Genomic DNA, 15,467 nt, shown 5'->3' with positions numbered 1-15,467 from the left:
TCTCTCTTTCATTTAGAGAATAGTGGTTTATCATATTTCTATTTAAGCATGTACAGCATGTCCTACTGCTTGCATTAACGCTTCATGAATCGCCTCAGATAAAGTTGGATGTGCTGCAATATAATCTCTCATTATATCAGCGGTAACTTCTGTATGAATCATTACGGTTCCTTGACCAATAAGTTCAGTTGCATAAGGACCGATAATAGAAATCCCTACAATTTCTTGGTATTTAGGTTCCACAATGACTTTTACTTTCCCTACTTGTTCTCCTAAAATAAGAGCTTTTCCGTTCGCTGTAAAAGGAAATTCTCCGATGAGAATATCACCATATTGTTCTCTTGCACCTTTTTCACTTAACCCGACACTAGCTATTTCTGGAGCTGTGTATATACATCGAGGCACAGCGTGATAATTTACTTTCACGTCTTCTCCACTTGCGTGTAATGCTGCTGTCGTTCCTTCATGGAAGGCAACGTGAGCAAGCTGAATTCTACCGATCACATCACCAGCTGCGTAAATATGTGATACGTTCGTTTGCATATGTTCGTTCACAGCAATCCCTTTATTTGAAAACTGAACCCCTGCTTTTTCTAAATCTAATTGTTGTACACGTGGTTTTCGGCCGACAGAAATGAGAACATATTCCGGGTTAGCTTCTTGGATACTACCTTCATATTCAAATGAAGCTTGCTTCTTATAATTATTTAATCCTTTTAAAGCAGCTCCTGTAAATATTTCTACGCCATCACTTTCTAATTTCTCTCTTAAAATATGTGCGATATCTTCATCTTCATCTGGTAATAATTGCGGTGCCATTTCAACAATCGTAACTTTTGTCCCAAGGCGACTATAAATACTTGCAAACTCGCATCCTATTACACCACCGCCAACGATTAACAATGAAGATGGTACACTCTCAAGAGACATCGCATGGCTACTATTTAAAATCCATTTTCCATCAAACGGAGCGAATGGTAATTCTGTAGGTTCGGAACCAGCTGCGATAATAAACCTCTCTCCATCCACTACTTCTTCTTTATTTCCTTGTACAACTCGCACACGATGATCCGTTTCGAATTTCGCTTTTCCTTTTATAACTTTAATTTTATTTTTCTTCATTAAATATTGTATTCCTTGGACGAGTTGCATTACGATTTGTGATTTCCTTGCCTGTATTTGATCCCAATCAATTGATATACTTCCTGTATTAAGCGTAACCCCATAATCATTCGCTTTTCTCACAATGTCATGCACTTCTGCACTTTCTAATAATGATTTCGTCGGCATACACCCAACATTTAAACACGTTCCGCCAAGGTCAGCTTCATCAATAAGAGTGACCTCTTTTCCATTTTGAGCCGCGGTAATTGCCGCTACATATCCAGCTGGTCCGCCTCCAATTACAACTAATTTACTCATTCTCTCACCTTCTCTTTATAAAAGAATTGTTATAGGTTCTTCTAAATAATATTTAATTGTGCGTAAAAATGCAGCTGCTGGTGCACCGTCTAGTACACGATGATCGAATGTTAAACTTAAAGGTAACATACTACCTTTTTTTAATTTTTTCCCTTTATATACAGGAACATGTTCAATTGCGCCAATACCTAAAATACCAGTCTCAGGTGTATTTAATACAGGTGTGAAATATTCAATACCAAAGCTACCTAAATTACTAATTGTAAATGTCGTTCCGTGCATATCATCACTACTTAAGCTACCTGCTCGCGCCTTTTGTGCCATATCCTTAATCTCTTTAGACAACTCTACTAAAGATAAATTATTTGCAAAGCGAATAGCTGGAACGACTAATCCTTTTTCTAATGCGACTGCTATGCCTAAATGCACATGTTCAAATTGATGAATTGCATCATCTATATAAGCGCTGTTCATTTCTTTATGCTCTCTAAGCGCTAATACAATAGCACGAGAAACGAAATCCGTAATGGTTAGTTTGTTTTCGTATCGTTTTTGTACAACTTCCGCTATGTCTTTATGTAATGCAACTAAATCTGTAACATCTACTTTCATCGTTAATGTTAATTGCGCACTATTTTGTAAGCTTGCATGCATACGACTCGCAATTGCTTTTCTCATACCAGTAACAGGAACGACTGTACTTTCTTCTTGTTCAGGTACTTCTGGATTTGCTACTCTTTCTTCTAGCGCCTTTAATACATCTGCCTTTGTAATCCTTCCGCCAGGACCTGTACCAACTAATGCCTTGATATCCAGATTTTCAGACTTTGCAATTTTCTTCGCTACAGGTGAAATTTTAATTCTTTGCTTCGATACTTCTTTCCCATTTGGTTCTTGATTTTGTATATTTTGTACTTCTATATTAGATGTTTTTTCTTCTATAACATGTGTGCTTTCCTGCATTTCTACTTTTTCATTCGGTTTACCGATGTAGCAAATTACAGTACCAGGCGGCACTCCTTCATCTTCACTTACAGCTATATCAAGTACCGTACCATCAGCTGGCGCTTCAATTTCCGTTTCAATTTTTTCTGAATTAATACTAGCAATCAGTTCTCCTTTTGCTACATTATCGCCTGCTTTAATATTCCAGCTCGTAATAATACCTTCTTTCATCGCCATACCTAACTTCGGCATTACAACTTCTACAGCCATGTGTCTCTCTCCCTTCTCATCGTTTTATTACACATGTAATAAAGATTGGTCTCCAATCATTTCTGATACAGTTTCAATTACTTTTTCTGGCGTTGGCAAATACAACTTTTCAAGTGGTGGTGAGAACGGAACAGGTGTATGTGGTGCTGTAATTCGTTTAATAGGTGCATCTAACAAATCAAAACCTTTATCCGCTACAATTGCCGCAATATCTGTTGCGATACTACATCTTGGATTCGCTTCGTCAATAACGATAAGACGATTTGTTTTTTCAACAGATGATAAAATAGTATCTTCATCAAGCGGTGATAAAGATCGTGGATCAATTACTTCTACTTCAAGCCCCTTTTTCGATAATTGCTTTGCAGCTGCAAGTGCTGTATGAACTTGTTTTCCGATTGCGACAATTGTTACATCAGAACCTTCTCGTTTAATATCTGCTTTTCCTAAAGGAATTGTATAATACCCTTCCGGCACTTCACCTTTCATATTGTAAAGTGTTTTATCTTCAAAGAAGATTACTGGATCATCATCTTCAATTGCTGCTAATAATAAGCCTTTTGCATCATACGGCGTGGAAGGAACAACAACTTTAATACCTGGTATGCTCGTAAATAATGCGTACAAACTTTGTGAATGCTGAGCTGCTGCACTAAAACCAGCACCATGCATCGTACGTACTGTAACGGGTACTTTTGCTTTACCTCCAAACATATAACGGAATTTCGCACCTTGGTTTAATACTTGGTCAAGACAACTACCGATAAAATCATTAAACATTAACTCAGCTATCGGACGTAACCCAGTTGCAGCAGCTGCCATCGCAGCTCCCATATAACCCGCTTCAGAAATTGGTGTATCCAATATACGATTTCGGCCAAACTCTTGTACAAGTCCTTTCGTAACACCAAGAACACCACCCCAAGCTTCATCATCTTGCAGATGATCAACTTGTGCACCGCCTGCAACATCTTCACCTATTAAAATTACATTTTCATCACGACGCATTGAGATTTTCATCGCTTCATTAATTGCAGTTGACATACTTACTGTTCTAGTCATAATTTTTCACCCTCCTCTTATTTGTAAGAAACGTATACATCTTTTAATAATTCTTCATCGTCTGGGTATGGACTATTTTCACTAAATTCAATGGATCTTTGTACTGCATCATCTACTGCTTTTTCCATATCAACAAGTTCAGATTCCGTTAATAAACCTTCATGAATTAAATGCTTACGGAAATTCACAATCGCATCTTTTTCATTTAAATGTTCTTCTTTTTCTTCTGATGTTTTATATGTTTGCGCTTCACCTTCAAAATGACCGTAATTACGATATGTCATACATTCAATAATTGTTGGACCATCACCATTACGCGCACGTTCCACTGCTTCTGCAGCAGCTTTATATACAGCTAGAAGATCTTTTCCATCTACTTGAACGCCTGGAATATTATAAGCTTTTGCACGATCCGCAATAGAATCACAACTTGAAGCATATTCAAAGGTAGTTGCTTCACCGTAACCGTTATTTTCTGCAATAAAAATAACTGGTAACTTCCAAATCGCCGCTAAATTAACCCCTTCATGGAATGTTCCTTCATTATTTGCTCCGTCACCGAAGAAACAAACACTTACATCTTTTGTTCCTTTATATTTAGCTGTCAATGCTGAACCGCAAGCAAGTGGGAAACCCCCGCCTACAATGCCATTAGCACCAAGCATTCCTTTATCTAAATCCGCAATATGCATGGAACCGCCTTTACCTTTACATAATCCTGTCGCTTTCCCGAAAAGTTCAGCCATCATACCATTTAAATCACAACCTTTTGCGATACAATGTCCATGACCTCTATGTGTACTTGTAATACTGTCACTATCCGTTAAGTGGGCACATACACCAACTGCTACCGCTTCTTCACCTGCGTATAAATGAACGAAACCTGGCAAAACGCCTTGTGCGAACAATTCATGCACCTTATCTTCAAACTTACGAATCTCTAACATTTTTTCGTACATCCAACGAGCTTGTTCTTTCGTAATTTCATTCCCTTTACTTTCAGTTGTTTTTAACATGTCCAGCCCTCCTATTTTCTTGTTCGTCTGTTATATTGCAAGTACCGTGCCAAATTCTAATCCTTGATTTAATAGGTTTTCTCTTTTCTTTCATAATAAAAAAGTGGACAAAATGAGACATCTGTCTCGTTTTGTCCACTTTTGTTCACCTAATTTGAGAACTATTATTTTATTCATTATCAAAGCTCTGCTGTAATTTTCGGATGTAAATAATTTGGCCAATATGATATGCATTATGAGTTGTTACATTCGCTAACACTTCCCACCACTTTGCAGAAACAGGAAATCCTACTACATCACTTTCAACCTTTTCTTCATTTATAAGATTTTTCCATTGTAACAGTTTTTTTAGTAGTTTTTCCCGTAATTCATCGAAAGTTTGATTATCTGAAAGCATAAAACTTTTGTTATTATCTCCAATAGCGGGTACTGCATTCACATTTGATTCTTTATACCTAGTTTGCCACGTAGAGTTCCAATACAGTAAATGTTGTACGATTTCGGCTATACTATTACTCTCTTCATTCGGTTTCCAGAAAGCTTCCCTCTCAGACAAACCCTTAACTGCATCTGAAAATGGAATATACCAACTGGGATCGTTTGCATTCGCCAACAATTGATCTGCTAATACATCCTTCACATGGACCATTTTTCTTCCCTCATTTCATTATCATATTAATATACACTACTCTATATACGCTCATTCCCTATAATCCCCTTTTTTACATACAAATTGATTTCATACTGAATGTAAGAATAATAGATTTTCTTATCATAACTCGTTATGATAAAAGAAAAAGAAAGCTGGCGGAAAATGAATAAAAAAATCGCAATAATTACAGGAGCCTCAAGTGGATTTGGACTATTAACTACACTCGAACTCGCAAAAAAAGATTATTTAGTTATTGCTACAATGCGGAACCTTGAAAAACAAGTAAACTTACTATCTCAAGCTACTCAACTCAACTTACAACAAAAAATAAAAATTCAACAATTAGATGTAACCGATCAAAACTCTATACATAACTTCCAATTATTTTTAAAAGAAATACAAAAAGTAGACCTACTTGTTAATAATGCAGGATATGCAAATGGCGGCTTTGTAGAAGAAATTCCAGTAGAGGAATACCGTAAACAATTTGAAACGAACCTATTTGGAGCTATATCAATTACCCGACTTGTCTTACCGTATATGAGAAAACAAAGAATTGGAAAAATCATCAATATAAGCAGCATTAGCGGCCAAGTTGGATTCCCTGGTTTATCTCCTTATGTATCTTCAAAATATGCATTAGAAGGCTGGAGTGAATCGCTTCGCTTAGAAGTAAAACCTTTCGGAATAGATGTTGCTTTAATTGAACCAGGTTCTTATAACACAAACATATGGGAGGTTGGGAAACAACTAGCTGAAAACCAATCTGATACAACATCTCCTTACAAAGAGTATATGGATAAAATACAAAAACATATTAATAGCGGTAGTGATACATTCGGTAATCCGATAGATGTTGCTAATAAAATTGTAGAAATTGCTGAATCTAAGCGTACAAATTTACGATATCCAATTGGTAAAGGTGTGAAATTTATGATCTTTGCGAAGAAGATTCTTCCTTGGAGATTGTGGGAACACCTTGTTTTGAGAAGCTTTAAGAAAATGTAATAAACTTTTTGAAAACTATTTTGAAAGGGATGCTAATTAAATGTTAGGTTTACCGTATGGGAAAGTGTTTTTAGTGCCGTGGACTGAAGAATGGGAAATTGAGTTTATGAAAGAGAAACAACTCATTGAGGAACAAATTGGCGAACATATTTTAGCGATACACCATATTGGTAGTACTTCTATTCCATATTTAAGTGCAAAGCCAATTATTGATATAGCAATTGAATTAGAAAATTATACGGACGGTATACATTGTATTAAAAAGTTAGAACTACTAAACTATAAATATAGAAAAGAAGTATTACCCGAAAGATACTATTTTAATAAAGGTGAACCAAGAACTCATCAAATTCATATGTATGAACAAGGGAATACATATTTAATAGAACAATTACAATTTCGTGATTACTTAATAGACAATAAAACTGCACGCATGCAGTATGAACAGTTAAAGATTCAACTTTCACAAGCTAACCCTACTGATAAACATAAGTATGCAGAGGATAAAACTAATTTCATTACATCTATATTAACTAAAATAAATGCTTAAATAAACAAGAAACCATTTAGTAGTAAATGGTTTCTTGTTTATTAGTTATTTCATTTAATTACTTGAAATAAATTGGACTATATTACGGTTATCCTCTTCTAAATAACTTATGATGCCTTCAGGATATGTCGGCTTCTCCTGTAATTCCTCTAGACTTTTCCAAATTAATATAATATCCTCATGCTCTTTATGCCTTATTTCATTTGTAATGATTTTTTCAACAGTCCCCAATGTATCAATGTACAATGATGACCTTTTTCGTTGTCCCAATCAAAAATGTGTTCATTTACAATTACTAACTCTTGAACATTAACTTTCAAATCGTATTCTTCTATTAACTCTCGAATTATTGCTTCTTTTGACGTTTCACCAAATTCAATAGAGCCACCTGGAAAACGATAAAATGATTCATTTTCATCGCATTGTACAAGTACTTTAGAATGATCTTCATTTAAAATCATTGCTTCAGCACGTAATTTAGGATTTTTCATTTTGTCTCCCCATTCATTCCACATATGATTAAATCCAATAGGTATAAAAGAAAAAATTAAGAATAATTCCTGTTATTACTAATAGCGGAACCGTTCCTAAAGAAATGACATATTCCCTCGATTCTTTATCAAATTTCCACTCCATAAATGATTGAAAGCAGTATAAAGTTATTAAAAATAAAATGGGTAAATTACTAATATAAACGGGATTTAAAGTAGCACATATCATCGTAAAAATTATATAAGAAATAATAAGAGCCCTAGTGCCCCATTTATGAAAGTTGTTTACATATTTACTATTCCAGTCTGTTTGTTTCGGTATATTTAGTTTTTTCCTCACTACTTTTTCAACAACAACTAAGGATATAATCCATACTATTAATAAAATTCCTTTAACCCAAAACAGTGATGTTTCCTCCTTTACCTTTTCTCCGGCTGATCACTCGGATACGTAGCATTCCTTTTATTTTCTACGTCCCAACTAATAATTGTCGCACTATCACGTCCCAACTGATGATGCAAGTGTTCTAAAACATTGTGAATATTTTCTTTAAGTGTTTTATCATTTCTGTTCATAGCATTATACAAATTTACAGGTATTTCATATCGGCGTTCCCCGCATTCTAATACTCCATCTGTCACCATTACAATTCGGTTCTTTCCAGTACGTAATTCACGAATACCTGATGAATAGCAAGGAACAGGTAAATCAAATGTGTTTACATTTCCAATCCATTCGTAAAAATGACGTTGATTTAATGCATATTGTCCTAACTTATGTAACTCTTCATGAAATACATACACTAAACAATCACCGATAGAAAGCCACCATATATAATTTTCTTTCCTTACACATAGTAAGCAAGCTGTTTCACCTTTAATTTTTTTGCACTTTTCCTTAAATGAAGATGCCTGAAAAATTGTCAGTATATGATTTTCAACAGATTGAAACACTGTATTAATTGGTTCATTCAAAATTACTTTTATATTTTCATATTCTTTTTCGATTGTATTTACTACTAAATCAACACTTTCTGCACTATTATGTCCATCTAATATAGTTGCAAATTCCCATTCACCATTTGACCAAACTAATGCACCATCTTCATTCTTTTTCGCTCCAGCACTTTTATTCCCGCCATATTTACCAAGTACAATATCACCATATTGTTTAACTGAAATTTCTCCTAAACACATTTCTATATTTCCAACCCATGAATATTGTGTATTATTTGTTGTATGCATACTCATTTACCATATACTTTCGTATTCTTTCACATAGTTTTTTTATTTTCTCTTCGTCACCATATGGTGCGCCAGTCCATTTCGCTATCTCGGTTGGTGACCAAAACTCTTTTGGTGTATTCGGATAACGCGGAATAATGTGCATATGCATATGTGGTACACCATTTCCTGAAACAAAAGTGTAAATATGCTCTGCACCTTCGCTTTCTTTTAGCGCTTTACTTACTCTACTTGTTATAAGTCCGAACGCTTTCGCTTCTTCATCTGTTAGTTCAGCAAGGCCAGGTACATGTCTTTTTATATCTATCATTACATAACCCAGGTATGTTTCTTCACTATCCCAGTGGACATGTCCAACGTAAACGAGTTCATCTTCGTAAATAGCTCCACCTGGAACTATAATATTTCCTATATGTTTTTTGCAAATGAAACAGTTTTGTTCTATTTGATTGTTTGTTGACATATCCATCACCTTCCTTTTCATATATAATATCACAAAAAAAGGAAAAACAGGTTTCGTATTCCGAATTTTCATTCTTTTGATACAACAATTTTTGAAATGAATTTACATCTCATTATTTCTTCAAAAACGCAATCACAATTATAATCCCAATTACAATTCCTATTACTAAATTATTTGTAAAGTGCCCTTGAAATACACCAATTACAACCCCTATACCGACACCTATTGCCAAAGCATCATTTCTTTTTTTATTTTTAGCCAAAATCACATCTCCTCCCACCATTTCTCCCTAAATAACATACATTTACTTGAATGTATTAATATACGCACTATCTCTCTTAAATATTTCCAAAAAATGTACTGTAACTTCACATATAATATTTTCCATTTTCTGTACATACTCCTTTTATATTGGAAAATTTTCAAGTAACTATTAATTATACATAGGCATTTACTATAAGAAAGCTTCGTAATTTATTGAAGGAGGAACGATTCAAATGTATCCTCATTGGAATCCAAATATAAATCAACAGTATGTTTATTCCCCTCATCCCGCAAGGAATACATTGCATCATGATTCACAATATATGATGCAGCGTATTGCAAGTCTTGAAAATCAATTAACTAAATTAATCTCATTAATCGAGGAAAATAATCAATTAATTAAATCAATGGAACAACAAAAAAACCAAGTTTGTGCACCAGCTGGAGGTTCTGTTATCGTTCGTATGTGATCTGGATGCAATAAAAAACACACTTTGTATTATAAAAGTGTGTTTTTTATTCATTATTTTCTTTTCGTATGGAACCCTTGTGTAATTCGATCTAATATAATTGCGATTACTACGATAGCTAATCCAGCTTCAAATCCCATTCCGATATTAACTTGTGTTACAGAGCGATATACATCAACTCCAAGTCCTGGAGCTCCTACAAGTGATGCTGTTACAACCATCGATAACGAAAGCATAATGCTTTGGTTCACACCAGCCATAATCGTTCCGGTTGCAAGTGGTAATTGTACTTTAAATAGTTTTTGTGATGCTGTGGATCCAAATGCATTCGCTGCTTCAATTAAATCTTCTGGAACTTGTCTAATTCCTAAGTCAGTAAAACGAATTGTCGGTGGCATTGCAAAGATTACTGATGCAATAATTCCAGGTACTACACCTACTCCGAAAAATGTAATCGCTGGAATAAGGTATACGAATGCAGGCATTGTTTGCATAAAATCTAATGTTGGTTTTAAAAATTTTGAGAAACGTTCATTTTGAGATGCTAATATACCAATTGGAATTCCGACAATAATTGAAATAATAACAGACGTAAGTACGAGTGCCAATGTTTGCATCGTTTGTGCCCAGTAGTTAATATTCAAAATAAATAATAATCCAATAAGCGTAAAAATGACTAAAGATAATTTCCTCGTTGTGTACCAAATGAGGAAACATAAGATAATAATCATCAATATGGCGGGTATTATTGTTAAAAAATTAGTGAGTAAATCAACAAATCCGCCAATAATATAAGAGAATCCTCGGAATAAGCCTTCAAAGTGCTCATATAAACTTGCAACAAATGAGTCGACCCATTCCCCTAATGGAATCCGCGGTATACTATTCATCGTCTTTCACCTCTTCCTCAATGTTTCCTGCAAGAGCTTGAATGACACTTTCACGTTTAATAATTCCTCTTAGCCTTTTCTTCTCATCGATTACTGGTAACGGATATTTCATCTCTGCCATTTTTGCATATGTCTCTTCCAGTAAAGTATCCAAATACACATGCGGAATATCATTAAGTAATAAATCAGCAATCGGCCACTGTTTTTGTACTGCTTTACTCGCATCATCCGCAGTTAATATACCTAAAAACTCATACTTTTTGTTTACAACATATACAGTTGAAACACCTGCATTCCTCATAATTTGAAGGGCTACACGAGGTCCACGGTCAATTAATAAAGTTTCTGGTCGTTTTAAAATAGACTCCGCCGTAATTACTTTTCCTAAATTCACATCCGCAACAAACTTTTCTACAAATTCATTAGCGGGGCTCATCATAATTTCTTCTGGTGTTCCAATTTGGACGATTTCTCCATCTTTCATTAATGCGATACGATCTCCAATTCGAAGCGCTTCGTCTAAATCATGCGTAATAAATATAATCGTTTTTTCCATTTTATCTTGTAACTCTAACAATTCATCTTGCATTTCTTTTCGAATAAGTGGATCTAATGCACTGAATGACTCGTCCATTAGTAATACATCTGGATTATTCGTTAGTGCCCTTGCGATTCCAACGCGCTGTTGCATACCACCACTAAGTTGACTTGGGTAATTATCTTTATGATGATCGAGTCCTACTAACTGTAGCGATTCTAACGCTTTTTTCTCTCGCTCTTCAACCGGAACTCCTTGTATTTCTAAACCATATGCAACATTTTGTATAACTGTACGATGCGGAAATAGAGCGAATTTCTGAAATACCATACTCATTTTCGTTCTTCTTACTCTCCGTAACTCTTCTTTTCCCATCGTTGCGATGTCTTCACCATCTATGTATATATGACCTGCAGTTGGTTTAATCAATTGATTTAACATACGAACTAGCGTAGATTTCCCGCTACCAGACAAACCCATAATAACGAAAATCTCTCCAGAGTAAACTTCAAACGTTGCTTTTTTCACCCCAACGTTCATTCCTGTCTCTTTTAAAATTTCCGATTTACTTTTTCCTTCTTTTAATAAGGAAAGGGCCCTTTGCGGATGTTTCCCGAATACTTTTGTTACGTTTTCAACACGCACCTTTGTATTATCCATGTCACTACTCCTTTTCTACCCATCTATTCACATAGTGTTGCGATTTTACAAAGAAATATTACATAAAAATGACATTCATAAGATTTCTTTAAAATTCTCGTTTCCGTTCATAATAAGAATGCTTACTTATACATTTATTTTATAAGGCAAACGTTACTTAGGAGGTTTTCGATGCGAAAGAAAATTTGGTTTATATGCCTTGCATTATTTATTACTATGATTTTCACTTCATGTAATGCAACAAATGCAAATTCGAAAGGAAAAATTAAACTTGGTGTAACAAGTTGGAAAGAAAATATTGCAACCGCAAACATGTGGAAAGTTTTATTAGAAGAAAAAGGCTACAAAGTTGAGCTCATGTATTTAGAAAAAGCCGCAATTTGGACTGGTGTCGCTCGTGGTGATGTTGATGCGAATTTAGAAGTATGGCTACCAGTTACAGATAAACCGCTAAACGATCGTTATAAAGATGATATTGTCTTAAAATCAAAATGGTACGAAGGTACTGGACTAGGTTTAGTCGTCCCTTCTTATATGAAAAACATAAACAGTATCGAAGATTTAAATGCTCATAAAGATGAACTAGAGAATAAAATTGTCGGTATTGAACCCGGTAGTAGTCTTATGAATTTAACGAATAAAGCAATGAAAGAATATGATATAAAACTAAAACTTGTCCAATCCTCTGAAGCTGCGATGATGAGTGAACTAAAGAAAGCATATACGAAAAAGAAACCAATCGCTGTTACGCTTTGGAATCCGCATTGGGGCTTTTCAGAATTTGACTTAAAATATTTAAAAGACCCTAAGAAAGTATATGGTGAAAAAGATGACATTTATTACTCTGTTCGTAAAGGTTTCGAAAAAGACCATCCGGATATCATAAAATACTTTGACAAATGGAAGATGAACGATGAACAGCTTGGTACATTAATGGTCGAGTTAAATAAAACGAAAGATCCCGAAGAAGCGGCGCGAAAATGGATTAAGAAGAATCAAGCGCTAGTTGATGAATGGATAAAAGATTAATAAAAATAGGCTAGAGGGTTAGCATATCCTCTAGCCTGTTTTTAACTTATTTTTTCGTAACAACGTTATCTACAATCCCATATGCCTTCGCTTCTTCTGCAGTCATAAAATAATCTCTTTCTGTATCATGTGCTACTCTTTCAATCGGTTGCCCCGTTTTTTCTGCAATCATTTTATTAATATCATGCTTTAACTTTAATATTCTTTTCGCAGTTATTTCAATTTCTGTTGCTTGCCCTTGTGCACCACCAAGCGGCTGATGAATCATAATTTCACTGTTAGGGAGAGCAAACCGTTTTCCTTTTGCCCCTGATAATAATAACAATGCACCGAATGATGCCGCAAAGCCCATGCATAGCGTTTGCACATCTGGTTTAATTAAATTCATCGTATCTAATATTGCAAAACCTGCTGTCGTTGAACCGCCAGGGCTATTGATGTATAAGAATATATCTTTTTCTGCATCTTCTGCTTCTAAAAATAATAATTGCGCTACGACACTACTCGCTACTTGATCATTAATTTCTGAGCCGATAATAATAATGCGGTCTTTCAATAACCTTGAATATATATCATAGGAACGTTCTCCTAATTTTGTTTGTTCTACTACATATGGAATTGCATTCATTTTAAATCCCTCCAATACTTGTTATGCTGCGTAAAGCATATAACTGTAGGAAGAAGGTTTTTTCACATTAAATAATAAGACTGGCTGTTTAGATGGTAACTTAGTAAAATCTATTGTCGGAAGAAGCTTCGTTAATAATTCCGGTCTTTCCTCACGAATAGATGTTACAACAACTTCAATATCCTCTGTGAATTCGACTATCTCAATCCCTTCTTCACTTACAGTTTTCAGCCTATTTCTACTCCGAAATAAAGAAGCTTTCACTGCACCTTCTGATACAGAACACACTTTAGCAATATCAGCGATACTATATTGAAAAACATCTTTTAATAATAAAATTGCGGATTGCTGTACATTTAATGAAGACAATACTTTCCCTACCATTTCATGCAAATCTGCAATGTTCTCATGTGGTTCTTCAAAAGTGAGTTGTTCTCTTATTTTTTCATGAACAGACTTACACTTCATCTGATCTAACCAACGATTTCTTGCTATTTTATAGACGAGTGTCATACAAATATCTTTATTTCTATATTTTTGAAGCACTTTACACACTGTTTCTTGGGCGAGATCTTCCCCATCCCATTTGTTTTTCGTTAAAAAAGTACAGTATCTTTTTAACTCTCCATATTGTTCAATTAAAAAGTTTATATTTGAATGATTCATATCGATATGATCCTTTAAAACATGAGTTACTTTTGTGCACAAAATAACCACTCCTTTTCAGCGCTTACTTAATAAACGATTCAACATTAAAAAAAGTTACGGGGATATAAAAAAATAATGTTTATGTTCAATAATTCGCGGTCATAAATATGTTATGTACAATTTTACGTGAGGAGGAACAAATTTGCCAAAATTAACAATTGAAGGTGCGGGAACTTTTGATGTAAAAGAAGGAACAAAGTTAGTATTAGCAATTGAAGATAGCGGTGTTAACATTCTCCATCGTTGTGGTGGGAATGCACGTTGCACAACTTGTAGAGTAGAAATACTAGCAGGTGATTTCTGTGAAGCAAGTGCGAATGAGAAACATGCAATGACGGAAAAAGGGATTGAAGATCATTTACGATTATCTTGTCAAATGCGTGTACATAAAGATATAGTCGTTCGTCCGGTACTTACAGTTGAAAATTCAGGTCTTGATGCCGGGCCGCGTCCGGCGGAGTAAAGCGATGAATTTAAAACAGCTCGCTGGCGAATATGCCGCTAACTTTGTAAATGATGGCATGAAGATTGGGCTTGGTACAGGTTCTACTGTATATTGGACAATACAAAAATTAGGTGAGCGTGTAAAAGAAGGATTATCATTTCAAGCTGTACCAACATCAAAGGAAACTGAAGCATTAGCACATCAACTAAATATCCCCCTACTTTCGTTAAACGACGTACAAAGTCTTGATCTTACAATTGATGGAGCGGATGAAATTGATTCAAATTTACAACTTATAAAAGGCGGTGGCGGTGCATTACTTCGTGAAAAAATCGTTGCCTCTTCCTCTAAAGAACTAATTATCATTGCTGATGAATCGAAACTTGTAACACATTTAGGTAATTTTCCATTACCTGTTGAAATCATCCCTTTTTCATGGAAACAAACCGAAAATAAAATTCAGTCTTTAGGGTGTCAAACAACGTTACGTTTAAAAAATAATGAAACCTATATAACCGATAACAATAACATGATTATCGATTGTATATTCCCTAATCATATTTCTAATCCTGCCCATTTACACACCCAATTAAAAATGATTACTGGTGTAGTTGAAACAGGGTTGTTTATAAGTATGACGAGTACAGCAATTATTGGTACTAAAAATGGGATAAAGAAATTGTAATAAAAGCTAACTTTTTAAAGTTGGCT

At 34.8% G+C, this 15,467-nt stretch carries 19 protein-coding genes and 1 pseudogene; 6 read left to right on the top strand and 14 right to left on the bottom strand.

Annotated features, from left to right (window positions below; translation table 11 throughout):
• Nucleotides 1-42: 42 nt before the first annotated feature.
• From lpdA to HMPREF2590_RS14940, 5 genes are all read right to left on the bottom strand, one after another.
• A complete protein-coding gene (gene lpdA / locus HMPREF2590_RS14960; RefSeq protein ID WP_061139195.1) occupies nucleotides 43-1,422 on the bottom strand; it encodes a dihydrolipoyl dehydrogenase in 1,380 nt (459 codons plus the stop codon).
• A gap of 15 nt (nucleotides 1,423-1,437) precedes the next feature.
• Entirely contained in the window at nucleotides 1,438-2,637 is a 1,200-nt protein-coding gene (locus HMPREF2590_RS14955) for a dihydrolipoamide acetyltransferase family protein (protein ID WP_000257762.1), read from the bottom strand.
• 27 nt (nucleotides 2,638-2,664) lie between these two features.
• Nucleotides 2,665-3,699 carry an acetoin:2,6-dichlorophenolindophenol oxidoreductase subunit beta gene (gene acoB / locus HMPREF2590_RS14950; RefSeq protein ID WP_000198898.1) on the bottom strand — a complete coding sequence of 345 codons (1,035 nt, stop codon included), beginning with the start codon at nucleotides 3,697-3,699 and terminating at the stop codon, nucleotides 2,665-2,667.
• Between the two features lie 17 nt (nucleotides 3,700-3,716).
• Nucleotides 3,717-4,715, bottom strand: coding sequence for an acetoin:2,6-dichlorophenolindophenol oxidoreductase subunit alpha (acoA, locus tag HMPREF2590_RS14945; protein ID WP_000921275.1), 999 nt, complete (start codon nucleotides 4,713-4,715; stop codon nucleotides 3,717-3,719).
• Between the two features lie 169 nt (nucleotides 4,716-4,884).
• Nucleotides 4,885-5,364 carry a DinB family protein gene (locus HMPREF2590_RS14940; protein WP_000233785.1) on the bottom strand — a complete coding sequence of 160 codons (480 nt, stop codon included), beginning with the start codon at nucleotides 5,362-5,364 and terminating at the stop codon, nucleotides 4,885-4,887.
• A 165-nt stretch (nucleotides 5,365-5,529) separates the two neighbouring features.
• Between HMPREF2590_RS14940 and HMPREF2590_RS14935 the strand changes: the two genes are divergently transcribed.
• Together HMPREF2590_RS14935 and HMPREF2590_RS14930 are read left to right on the top strand one after the other, a co-directional pair.
• Nucleotides 5,530-6,375: an oxidoreductase gene (locus tag HMPREF2590_RS14935; protein ID WP_001034802.1), complete on the top strand. Its 846-nt coding sequence runs from the start codon at nucleotides 5,530-5,532 to the stop codon at nucleotides 6,373-6,375.
• A gap of 40 nt (nucleotides 6,376-6,415) precedes the next feature.
• A complete protein-coding gene (locus tag HMPREF2590_RS14930) occupies nucleotides 6,416-6,925 on the top strand; it encodes a GrpB family protein (protein ID WP_000901213.1) in 510 nt (169 codons plus the stop codon).
• A gap of 54 nt (nucleotides 6,926-6,979) precedes the next feature.
• Here HMPREF2590_RS14930 and HMPREF2590_RS14925 read toward each other — a convergent pair.
• The 5 genes and pseudogenes from HMPREF2590_RS14925 to HMPREF2590_RS14905 form a co-directional block, all read right to left on the bottom strand.
• Nucleotides 6,980-7,416, bottom strand: a pseudogene (locus HMPREF2590_RS14925) (NUDIX domain-containing protein).
• Nucleotides 7,417-7,444: 28 nt separating this feature from the next.
• The gene (locus tag HMPREF2590_RS14920) at nucleotides 7,445-7,783 is read right to left on the bottom strand and encodes a DUF4181 domain-containing protein (RefSeq protein WP_074625254.1); all 339 of its coding nucleotides are present in this window, start codon (nucleotides 7,781-7,783) and stop codon (nucleotides 7,445-7,447) included.
• Between the two features lie 53 nt (nucleotides 7,784-7,836).
• Nucleotides 7,837-8,661, bottom strand: a complete 825-nt coding sequence (locus HMPREF2590_RS14915; protein WP_065845371.1) for a PP2C family serine/threonine-protein phosphatase — start codon at nucleotides 8,659-8,661, stop codon at nucleotides 7,837-7,839.
• Entirely contained in the window at nucleotides 8,645-9,145 is a 501-nt protein-coding gene (locus HMPREF2590_RS14910; RefSeq protein ID WP_002005170.1) for an HIT family protein, read from the bottom strand. Before HMPREF2590_RS14910 ends, HMPREF2590_RS14915 begins: the two co-directional genes overlap by 17 nt.
• 91 nt (nucleotides 9,146-9,236) lie before the next feature.
• Nucleotides 9,237-9,404, bottom strand: a complete 168-nt coding sequence (locus HMPREF2590_RS14905) for a glycine zipper domain-containing protein (RefSeq protein ID WP_002196584.1) — start codon at nucleotides 9,402-9,404, stop codon at nucleotides 9,237-9,239.
• A gap of 217 nt (nucleotides 9,405-9,621) precedes the next feature.
• On the opposite strand from HMPREF2590_RS14905, the gene HMPREF2590_RS29980 reads away from it, so the two are divergent.
• Nucleotides 9,622-9,858, top strand: a complete 237-nt coding sequence (locus HMPREF2590_RS29980) for a hypothetical protein (RefSeq protein ID WP_000283222.1) — start codon at nucleotides 9,622-9,624, stop codon at nucleotides 9,856-9,858.
• 53 nt (nucleotides 9,859-9,911) lie between these two features.
• Here the strand turns inward: HMPREF2590_RS29980 and HMPREF2590_RS14895 are convergent, their stop codons facing one another.
• Both HMPREF2590_RS14895 and HMPREF2590_RS14890 read right to left on the bottom strand, forming a co-directional pair.
• Nucleotides 9,912-10,748 (bottom strand): ABC transporter permease, encoded by an 837-nt coding sequence (locus HMPREF2590_RS14895; protein WP_001084760.1) that lies wholly within the window; start codon nucleotides 10,746-10,748, stop codon nucleotides 9,912-9,914.
• Nucleotides 10,741-11,946 carry a quaternary amine ABC transporter ATP-binding protein gene (locus tag HMPREF2590_RS14890; protein WP_000370606.1) on the bottom strand — a complete coding sequence of 402 codons (1,206 nt, stop codon included), beginning with the start codon at nucleotides 11,944-11,946 and terminating at the stop codon, nucleotides 10,741-10,743. Before HMPREF2590_RS14890 ends, HMPREF2590_RS14895 begins: the two co-directional genes overlap by 8 nt.
• Nucleotides 11,947-12,117: 171 nt before the next feature.
• On the opposite strand from HMPREF2590_RS14890, the gene HMPREF2590_RS14885 reads away from it, so the two are divergent.
• Complete coding sequence (locus HMPREF2590_RS14885; RefSeq protein WP_001227619.1) at nucleotides 12,118-12,975, top strand: glycine betaine ABC transporter substrate-binding protein; 858 nt, start codon at nucleotides 12,118-12,120, stop codon at nucleotides 12,973-12,975.
• A gap of 46 nt (nucleotides 12,976-13,021) precedes the next feature.
• Here the strand turns inward: HMPREF2590_RS14885 and clpP are convergent, their stop codons facing one another.
• On the bottom strand, nucleotides 13,022-13,603 hold the full coding sequence (gene clpP, locus HMPREF2590_RS14880; protein ID WP_000991611.1) for an ATP-dependent Clp endopeptidase proteolytic subunit ClpP: 582 nt from the start codon (nucleotides 13,601-13,603) through the stop codon (nucleotides 13,022-13,024).
• Nucleotides 13,604-13,624: 21 nt separating this feature from the next.
• On the bottom strand, nucleotides 13,625-14,311 hold the full coding sequence (locus HMPREF2590_RS14875; protein WP_050821890.1) for an RNA polymerase subunit sigma-70: 687 nt from the start codon (nucleotides 14,309-14,311) through the stop codon (nucleotides 13,625-13,627).
• A 142-nt stretch (nucleotides 14,312-14,453) separates the two neighbouring features.
• Between HMPREF2590_RS14875 and HMPREF2590_RS14870 the strand changes: the two genes are divergently transcribed.
• Both HMPREF2590_RS14870 and rpiA read left to right on the top strand, forming a co-directional pair.
• Complete coding sequence (locus tag HMPREF2590_RS14870; RefSeq protein WP_001125388.1) at nucleotides 14,454-14,774, top strand: 2Fe-2S iron-sulfur cluster-binding protein; 321 nt, start codon at nucleotides 14,454-14,456, stop codon at nucleotides 14,772-14,774.
• A gap of 4 nt (nucleotides 14,775-14,778) precedes the next feature.
• A complete protein-coding gene (gene rpiA / locus HMPREF2590_RS14865) occupies nucleotides 14,779-15,441 on the top strand; it encodes a ribose 5-phosphate isomerase A (protein WP_001049985.1) in 663 nt (220 codons plus the stop codon).
• The last annotated feature ends 26 nt before the right edge of the window (nucleotides 15,442-15,467 follow it).

It is taken from the genome of Bacillus sp. HMSC036E02, from assembly GCF_001836235.1.
Classification (GTDB): domain Bacteria; phylum Bacillota; class Bacilli; order Bacillales; family Bacillaceae_G; genus Bacillus_A; species Bacillus_A cereus.
Note: the sequence above shows the minus strand (reverse complement) of the source record. Positions and strands in the feature narration are given on the sequence as shown.